This is a genomic window from Arthrobacter sp. HMWF013 (assembly GCF_003061105.1).
GTDB lineage: Bacteria > Actinomycetota > Actinomycetes > Actinomycetales > Micrococcaceae > Arthrobacter.
Window position 1 is genome coordinate 1 of record NZ_QAIQ01000448.1, and the last position, 7,825, is coordinate 7,825.

General features: G+C 66.6%; 11 protein-coding genes. 9 read left to right on the forward strand and 2 right to left on the reverse strand.

Annotated elements, in window-relative coordinates; all coding sequences use genetic code 11:
* The 4 genes from DBR22_RS16095 to DBR22_RS16110 form a co-directional block, all read left to right on the forward strand.
* Window positions 1–646, forward strand: a 646-nt coding sequence (locus DBR22_RS16095; protein WP_108599846.1) for a carbohydrate ABC transporter permease, incomplete at its 5' end; no start/stop codon positions are given.
* 5 nt (window positions 647–651) lie between these two features.
* Complete coding sequence (gene dgoD / locus DBR22_RS16100; protein ID WP_108599847.1) at window positions 652–1,800, forward strand: galactonate dehydratase; 1,149 nt, start codon at window positions 652–654, stop codon at window positions 1,798–1,800.
* 5 nt (window positions 1,801–1,805) lie between these two features.
* Window positions 1,806–2,486, forward strand: a complete 681-nt coding sequence (locus tag DBR22_RS16105) for a bifunctional 4-hydroxy-2-oxoglutarate aldolase/2-dehydro-3-deoxy-phosphogluconate aldolase (RefSeq protein WP_258229246.1) — start codon at window positions 1,806–1,808, stop codon at window positions 2,484–2,486.
* A complete protein-coding gene (locus DBR22_RS16110; protein ID WP_258229247.1) occupies window positions 2,483–3,457 on the forward strand; it encodes a sugar kinase in 975 nt (324 codons plus the stop codon). Before DBR22_RS16105 ends, DBR22_RS16110 begins: the two co-directional genes overlap by 4 nt.
* Before the next feature lie 18 nt (window positions 3,458–3,475).
* On the opposite strand, the gene DBR22_RS16115 is transcribed toward DBR22_RS16110, so the two are convergent.
* A complete protein-coding gene (locus tag DBR22_RS16115; RefSeq protein ID WP_108599849.1) occupies window positions 3,476–4,597 on the reverse strand; it encodes a DNA alkylation repair protein in 1,122 nt (373 codons plus the stop codon).
* A gap of 98 nt (window positions 4,598–4,695) precedes the next feature.
* On the opposite strand from DBR22_RS16115, the gene DBR22_RS16120 reads away from it, so the two are divergent.
* Window positions 4,696–5,502 (forward strand): phosphatase PAP2 family protein, encoded by an 807-nt coding sequence (locus tag DBR22_RS16120; RefSeq protein WP_375134977.1) that lies wholly within the window; start codon window positions 4,696–4,698, stop codon window positions 5,500–5,502.
* Window positions 5,503–5,811, forward strand: coding sequence for an MmcQ/YjbR family DNA-binding protein (locus tag DBR22_RS16125; RefSeq protein ID WP_108599850.1), 309 nt, complete (start codon window positions 5,503–5,505; stop codon window positions 5,809–5,811).
* A gap of 14 nt (window positions 5,812–5,825) precedes the next feature.
* Here DBR22_RS16125 and DBR22_RS16130 read toward each other — a convergent pair whose 3' ends face one another.
* The gene (locus tag DBR22_RS16130; protein WP_258229248.1) at window positions 5,826–6,152 is read right to left on the reverse strand and encodes a MerR family transcriptional regulator; all 327 of its coding nucleotides are present in this window, start codon (window positions 6,150–6,152) and stop codon (window positions 5,826–5,828) included.
* 132 nt (window positions 6,153–6,284) lie between these two features.
* Here DBR22_RS16130 and DBR22_RS16135 point away from each other — a divergent pair, with 132 nt between their 5' ends.
* The 3 genes from DBR22_RS16135 to DBR22_RS16145 all read left to right on the forward strand — a co-directional run bounded on the left by DBR22_RS16135 (window position 6,285) and on the right by DBR22_RS16145 (window position 7,630).
* Window positions 6,285–6,710 (forward strand): Hsp20/alpha crystallin family protein, encoded by a 426-nt coding sequence (locus tag DBR22_RS16135; protein WP_108599856.1) that lies wholly within the window; start codon window positions 6,285–6,287, stop codon window positions 6,708–6,710.
* Window positions 6,711–6,784: 74 nt separating this feature from the next.
* Window positions 6,785–7,189, forward strand: a complete 405-nt coding sequence (locus tag DBR22_RS16140; RefSeq protein WP_108599851.1) for a J domain-containing protein — start codon at window positions 6,785–6,787, stop codon at window positions 7,187–7,189.
* Between the two features lie 63 nt (window positions 7,190–7,252).
* Complete coding sequence (locus DBR22_RS16145; RefSeq protein ID WP_108599852.1) at window positions 7,253–7,630, forward strand: hypothetical protein; 378 nt, start codon at window positions 7,253–7,255, stop codon at window positions 7,628–7,630.
* Window positions 7,631–7,825 lie beyond the last annotated feature (195 nt).

Sequence of the window (7,825 nt, forward strand, 5' to 3'; positions counted from 1 at the left end):
CAACGTGCTGCAGCGGAACAACTACTTCGTCTTCATCTTCAACAGCTTCTGGGTAGCCTTCGTCTCCACGGCACTGTCCCTCATTCTCGGCGTACCGGCCGCCTACGCCATGAGCCGCTTCACCATGCACCGCTCGGCCCTGGTGGTCCTGATGGCCCGCGTCATCCCCGGCGTCTCCCTGCTGGTGCCCTGGTACTACGTGTTCTCCAACCTGCGGATGGTGGGGCGGTTCGAGGTGCTGATCCTCAGCCACATGTTCGTGGCGCTTCCCCTGATCGTGTACATCATGATGAGCTACTTCGATTCCCTGCCGCTGGAGCTGGAGGAGTCAGCCCAGGTGGACGGCCTCACCCCGATCGGCGCCTTCCGGCTGATCACGCTGCCGCTGTCCGTCGCCGGAATGGCCACCGCCGGCATCCTGTCTTTCATCTTTTCGTGGAACAACTTCATGTTCGCCCTGGTGCTTTCCGGTTCCAAAACCAAGACGCTTCCCGTGGCCATCTTCGACTTCGTCTCGTACGCCAGCATCGACTGGGGTGGCCTCATGGCGGCCGCCACCGTGGTCACCGTCCCCATCATGATCATTGCGCTCTTCACGCAGAAATACATCGTCTCCGGCATGACTGCCGGCGCTACCAAGGGCTAGCCGGCATGACACTTATCAGCAGAATAGAAACCTTCCTGGTCGCACCGCGGTGGCTGTTTGTCCGGATCGAAACGGAGAGCGGCATCGTCGGCTGGGGCGAGGCAACCTGCGAGGGCCGCAGCGAAACGGTCCGCACCGCCGTCGAGCAGCTCTCCGAGGTGCTGATCGGCAACGACGCGCTACGGATCGAGGACCACTGGCAGGTGATGACCAAGGGCTCCTTCTACCGCGGCGGACCCATCCTGGCCAGCGCCGTCTCCGGCCTGGACCAGGCCCTCTGGGATATCGCAGGCAAGCACTTCAACACGCCCGTGCACCAGCTCCTGGGCGGCCATGTCCGCGACCGGATCAGGATGTACGGCTGGGTGGGCGGGGACGAACCCAATGAGGTGGCGGACCAGATCAGCGCCCAGCTGGAGGTGGGACTCACCGCCGTCAAAATGAACGCGAGCGGCCGGATGAGCCCCATCGCCTCGGTGGCAGAGCTCGACGGCGTGGTCCGCCGGGTTGCCGCGGCCCGCGAAGTCCTCGGGGAGCACCGGGACGTGGCGGTGGACTTCCACGGCCGCTTCAGCCTCGCCAACGCCCGCCGTGTTGCGCCGCTCCTGGAGCCGTACCGGCCGTTCTTCCTGGAGGAGCCGCTGGTCCCGGAAAACACCCATCTGCTGCGCGAACTGACCTCCTCCACCACCACCCCCGTGTCCACCGGGGAACGGCTGTACAGCAGGCAGGAATTCCTGCCCGCGCTGCAGGCCGGGATCGCCGTGGCACAGCCTGACCTGTCCCACGCGGGCGGCATCACCGAAGTGCGGAAGATCGCCTCCCTGGCGGAAATCTATGAAGTCCAGCTGGCACCCCACTGCCCGCTCGGTCCGCTGGCCCTGGCCGCGTGCCTGCAGGTGGGCTTTGCCACCCCCAATTTCCTCATCCAGGAGCAAAGCATCGGCATCCACTACAACAAGGGTGCCGAAGTCCTGGACTACGTGGTGGACAAGTCCCCGCTGAAGTTCGTGGACGGCCACATTGAGCGGCTGACCGGCCCCGGCCTGGGCATCGAAATCGACGAGGCGGTGGTGCGTGCGGCGGACAAGCGCGGCCACGCCTGGCGCGGGCCGGTCTGGCGCCACCCGGATGGAGCGTTCGCAGAATGGTGAACAGCATGACTGACAGCACCGAAGTAACGCCCGGGGGCCTGCTGGCCGGAATCCGGGAGTCCCGCCTCGTGGGAATCGTGCGCGGCACTGACGGGGCGGCCGGGGCACGGGCGGCCCTGGCTGCGATGGAGGAAGGATTCCGGTTCGTCGAGATAGCCCTGACTACCCCGGGAGCGCTGGCGGCGATCCGCGAGGTCCGCGCTGCCGCGCCCGCAGGTTGCTACGTTGGGGCGGGAACGGTTATGACGGTCCAGGACGTGGACAACGTGGTGGAGGCCGGCGGCCAGTTTATGGTCACGCCCTCGCTTGCAGAATCCATCAGGGAATCGGCAGGGCGGGGAATCCCTGTTCTGGCCGGAGCCCTGACGCCCAGCGAGGCCTATGAGGCGATGAACCGCGGGGCCACCGCCGTCAAGTTGTTCCCGGCTTCCATCGGCGGCCCCGGCTACCTGAAAGCACTGCGCGATCCCTTTCCTGCGATCCCCTTCATCGCGGTGGGCGGCGTGGGCCTTGACGAAGCGGCCGGCTACTGGGAAGCCGGGGCGATCGCCGTCGGCCTCGGTGGACCGCTCTTCGGCGATGCCGGCTCAGGCGGTGATCTTGCCCCGATGCGCGGGCGGGCCCGCTCGTTTGTGGACCTGGCAGATTCGTTTACCCGCAGGACCGCCGCGACGGGTGCACGGTGAGCTCCGCCGTGGACCTCCTGACCTTCGGCGAGTCGATGGTTTCGCTGCGGTCCGCCGGACCCCTGTCTGCGGGCGGCTGCCTGGACATGCATGTTGCGGGCGCGGAATCCAACGTTGCCGTGGGCGTTGCGCGGCTGGGCCACAGTGTGGTGTGGGCAGGAGTTGTGGGCGCAGATCCGCAGGGTGAATACATCCTGCGGCAGTTGCGCTCCGAACGGATCGGTACGCATCACCGCGTGGATGAGGCCCGCAGCACCGGGGTCATGTTCCTCGAGCAGAGGACGGCCGACATCACCCGGGCGTTCTATTACCGCGCCGGTTCGGCCGGTTCCACGCTCAACCGGGAGGACGTGGACCGGGCGTTGGCTGCCGGCCCGCGGGTGCTGCACCTTACCGGCATCACCGCCGCCCTCAGCCCGGAAGCCCGGCAGGCCGTTGAATACGCGGCCCGGCGCGCCGCCTCCGAGGGCATTGTGGTCTCGCTCGACGTCAATTACCGCAGCCGGCTGTGGTCCAGGGAGGCGGCCCGGGCCGCGCTGAGCCCGCTCGCCCGGTACACGGACGTCCTGATAGCGTCCGACGACGAACTGGACCTTGTGGCCGCTGCGCCCTCGGACGGGGGCAACTCCGACGACGCCGAAACCGCTATGGCTGCCTCGCTGCTGGAGCAGGGGGTCGGGGAAGTCGTGGTCAAGCGGGGCGCTGCCGGCGCCGGCGTCCACACCGCCGCCGGCCGGATCGAGGCTCCCGCCGTCGCGGTGACCAGCATTGACACCGTCGGTGCGGGAGACGCCTTCACCGCCGGCTACCTCTCTGCACTGCTCGACGGCGGGGACGTTGCGTGCCGCCTGCAGCGCGGCACAGTTACCGGAGCCTTTGCGGTGAGTACCGCCGGCGACTGGGAGGGCCTGCCCAGCCGCGACGAACTGTCCATGCTGGGCACCACCGCCAGCGGGACCACGCAGCGCTAGCTGCCGGCTGGGTGCGGGTCAGACCTGCACCTGGAACTCCGTGTGCCCGTGCCGGATCCCGTTGATCTGCAGCTCCAAAGCATGGACACCGGCGTGGTGCACCCTGGTCGTCATCTGCCGGAAGGCATGGCGCTTGGTCACGGAGCGGGTCTCACCCGCGGCCAGGGTCAGCGCCCCGATCTTGAAGACCTTGGCCGAGGTGGTGCCGTTGGCCTTCATGTAATGGACCACGTAGTCCACCGCCAGCCTGGCGTCCGCTGCTCCGGTGTTGGAGATCTCGAAGTCGAAAGCCAGCTCACCGGGCAGGGCCACAGATTTCCGGTCCAACCGCGGTCCCGTCACGGCGAGCGACGCCGGAACGAACCCCAGCAGTAACAGCGCACCGGGGTGGGCATTCTTGATCAGGGTCCGGAGGCCGTGCCGGACCACCGGGGCGGTGTTGCCGTCCGGGGCTGCCAGCCAGCGCTCTGCAGTGGCCACCACCAGGGCGGGGGCGTTCCGCGCCACATCGTTCAGATGGTTCGCGACCGAGCGCCGGACGTAGTCCGAGGGATCGCGGTAGAGGGCATCGAGCAACGGAATGGTTGCCTCCGGGGCAAGGACAATTCCGGGAACGCGGACGGCCCAGGGCAGATAGGGCCGCGTCCCCTCACTTGCCAGCCGGCGCACATGCTCATCCGGATGCCCGGTCCAGCCCTGGATCACCCGCAGGGAACGCTCCAGGTCCCTGTCCAGCAGCCGGCGGATGGCGAATTCGCCGGTCAGCCGGGGCGTCAGCTCCGCCAGGAGGGCAAGGCAGTCGTCAAAATCGCCGGCAGGGTCAGGCCCGGCACCCGTTTCCAGGGCAAGCGTGACGGCGGTTTCGGATACCGGCCAGATGATCCAGCCGGTGAAACCAGCTGAGCCGAGGGCCGTCCGGAAGGTGCGTGCCGCCGTCGGGAATCCCGGCTCCGGCATCAGCCGGATGTCCGCGAGCAGTGCAGTGCTGATCCTGTCTGTGCGGGCGCGCAGGCTGAGCCCGTCCAGTTCGGCGGCGGCACCGGCAACGTGCCCCCAGGAGGATCCCGGAGCCGCTTCCCCGAGGACCTGCGCGAGCGTTTCCACGTTCTGCCGGTTAATCAGTTCATTCATCACGCCCATTGAGTCAGGCTACCCCGCACGTTGGGAGGCCAATTCCGCGCAGACGGGATAATCTTCACCCTAAGCAATTCCTCAATGGGCACGGAGCGGAAAACATAGTGACAGAGCAGGCAGGACCACGCACGTCAGGCGATTCCGGAAAGAAGAATGCCCTCTGGCGTATCTTCCACAACAAGTTCGTGGTGGAGGAACGCTACATGGAACCGGCCGCGAGGAGCGGTCTGTACCGGACCTCGGTGGTGCTGGTCGCCGTCGGTCTCCTGATGTTCATTGCCACCCTGGTGGGCGTGCTGGCCAGCAATACGGCGCCATGGCCCTTCGATGAGTCGGCCCGCAACTGGCTGCTTTCGGTCAGGTCCGAGACGCTGACGGCTGTGATGATCTTCCTCGCAGTGGTCTTCGGTCCAGTCGCCCTGCCCATTATCGTGCTGGTGGTGACAGTGGCCTGGGGGTTCGCCGCCAAGCATGCCTGGCGTCCCATCGTCCTCGCCGCGGCCATGCTCACCGGCGTGGTGATTTCCCAGATCATCCTGCAGATCGTCCGGCGCTCGCGGCCCCCGGTGGAACAGATGCTCTTCGGAGCCGACCACACCTTCTCGTTTCCGTCCGGCCACGTGCTGGGGGCCTGTGACTTCCTGCTGGTGACAGCGTTCCTGGTTTTCTCCCGGCGCGAAAACCCCAGGGCTGCCGTTATTGGTTTCGTGGGCGCGGGCATCGGCATCGTCCTGGCTGCGCTGAGCCGCCTCTACCTGGGCTACCACTGGACGAGTGATGCACTCGCTTCGCTATCCCTGTCATTGATGATCCTTGGCGGCGTCATTGCGCTGGATACGTGGCGGACTGCCCGGATTCCCGGCGAGCGGATCACCGGCGAACTGTCCAAAGCTGACGCCCCGGGGGACTGAGTGGCAACCGAGGCGGACGTCCGGAGGTTGTGCCTGGCACTGCCAGGAGTGACTGAGCGAACCAGCTGGGAGCAGCCCGCCTGGTTCGCCAGGACGTTGATGGCCCGCATCTGGGAGGAGGGCGTGCTGACGGTCAAAACCGCCGAGCGTGACGCCTTGGCCGGCACGGATCCGGACACCTTCTTCTGGACGCCCCACCATGACAGATCGCCCCAGCTGGTGCTGGTCCGGCTGGCGAAGATCACCGTTGCGGAACTTGGCGAACTGCTGGAGGACTCCTACCGGCTCGCGGGTGGCCGGGGGGCCTGAGCTGCGGACGGTCGCTACTCCTCGAGCAGGGACCTTGCACGCCTCAACGCACGGTGCAGCTTGGCGTTGGCCGCCTCAAGTTCCAGGACCCTGGCGACGCCGGCGAGGTTGAGCCCCTGTTCAAGCAGCTCCCCGATGTGCAGCAGGAGGGCGATATCGTCATCGCTGTACCGGCGCGTGCCGCCCGAGGTGCGTGTGGGGGTGAGCAGGCCACGGGTTTCGTAGAGCCGGATGTTCTGCTGGCCGGTCCCCGCCAACTGGGCTGCCACGGAGATGGCATACAGCGGCCGGGCCGCGCGGGCGGGGGCTGTCCGGTCTGAAATCCCGCGAACTGGGTCCACTCCAATTTCCTTCCCTGATGATGTTGCATCAGTCTCTCACGGGTGCTATAAAAAATCTATATCCACCACCATAGATAAATGGACGTGGATATGGACACTGGATCAAACTTCTACCAGAGGAGTGGAAAGATGATGTTGATGCGTACGGACCCGTTCCGTGAGCTGGACCGGCTCACCCAGCAGGTCTTCGGGACCGTTGCCCGGCCGGCTGCCATGCCCATGGACGCCTGGCAGGAGGACGGCCAATTCGTGGTGGCGTTCGATCTTCCGGGCGTCAAGCTGGATTCCGTGGACCTGAATGTGGAACGCAACGTGCTGACCGTCCGGGCGGAACGCCAGGATCCCACCCAGCCCAACGTCGAGCTGGTGGCCTCCGAGCGTCCGCGTGGTGTCTTCAGCCGCCAGCTGATTCTGGGTGAGGCGCTGGATACGGACAACATCAAGGCCAGTTACGATCAAGGCGTCCTCACGCTCCGGATCCCGGTCGCGGAGCAGGCCAAGCCGCGCAAGATCGAGATCGAAACGAAGCAGGGATCCATGCACGAGATCCGTTCGTAGGTCCCGGACGCCGGGGCGCAGGCAGCCCGCGCTGCCTGCGCTCCGGGCCGTTCCAATCCGAAACTTACCCGCCCATGACCAGCCAGCCCGATTACTATGCCGCCCTGCGGTTGAATCCCGCTGCCACGCAGCAGGAGATTTCCCGTGCCTACCGCGCTCTGATGCGGACCCACCACCCGGATGTCCACGCCGGCACAACAACTGAACGCGATGCACAGGACGCCGAACTGCTGCGGATCATGCAGGCTTTCTTCGTCCTTCGCGACCCCGTCCGGCGGGCCGCCTACGACCGCACCATCGCGGGAGGCGCGGCCAGTGCGGAAGGGGCCGCCGCCGCTGGAGGCACAGCACCTCCGGGAGGCGCGCCGGAGAGCGGAACAGCGAGCCAGATCCCGGTCCGGAAGGTGCACGCCAGGGCAGCGCCTGGGACCAGCATCCGGATCATGCCCGTGCGCTGGGAAAGCGGTCCGTGGACCTAAGGCGGAACCGCGCATGTGAGGCCCCCTAAACAGCCCCAAAACCGCAAGGAGGCGGACCAAAAAATGAGCGAGTGGCGCCGCTACGATTCCCACCTTATTCCCGCGTTCCATGAACGGTTCGAGCAGCGCTGGGGCGCCGGCACCGCCCCATTCCTGGACCCGGAAGCCCACGAGGAGCCGCTGCCCCGTGCCCAGTGGATCAACCCCGCCACCGGTGCCGCCCTGGCTGTTGTCCCGGTATGGACCGCCGAAGAACGGCAGCAGCGGTCCTTTGGAGTGTTTTACCTTCCACCGGCCGGCGACATCTGGGTCCTCCGTCCCGGTTACACCGGCTACCTGGAGCCGGCCGACGGCGAACCGGAACCCCTTGTCGCGCTGCGGAACGATGCCTTCCGCAAGGCGGTTGCGCACGCCAAGGAATTTCTGTTCGGCTCGCAGTGACACCGGTGATTTCCCGGAGCTACAGTTCCGGTATGGCCACATCCTCCCCGACTGTTCAGCGGTTGAAGGAGCTGTACGAAAACCTTCCGCTGCCGGCCGGCCATGTGACCGGAATGGCCCTCGATCTCATCCTGGACCGGTTGCGTCCCGCGCCCCTTCCAGGCCCCCGCCCCCTCCACCGGACGGCGGGGGCAC

Bases quoted from the DNA above. Each gene is read 5' to 3' on its own strand.
- dgoD (WP_108599847.1), top strand. From the start codon at position 652: ATGACACTTATCAGCAGAATAGAAACCTTCCTGGTCGCACCGCGGTGG.
- DBR22_RS16105 (WP_258229246.1), top strand. From the start codon at position 1,806: ATGACTGACAGCACCGAAGTAACGCCCGGGGGCCTGCTGGCCGGAATC.
- DBR22_RS16115 (WP_108599849.1), bottom strand. From the start codon at position 4,597: ATGGGCGTGATGAATGAACTGATTAACCGGCAGAACGTGGAAACGCTC.
- DBR22_RS16135 (WP_108599856.1), top strand. From the start codon at position 6,285: ATGTTGATGCGTACGGACCCGTTCCGTGAGCTGGACCGGCTCACCCAG.
- DBR22_RS16140 (WP_108599851.1), top strand. From the start codon at position 6,785: ATGACCAGCCAGCCCGATTACTATGCCGCCCTGCGGTTGAATCCCGCT.
- DBR22_RS16145 (WP_108599852.1), top strand. From the start codon at position 7,253: ATGAGCGAGTGGCGCCGCTACGATTCCCACCTTATTCCCGCGTTCCAT.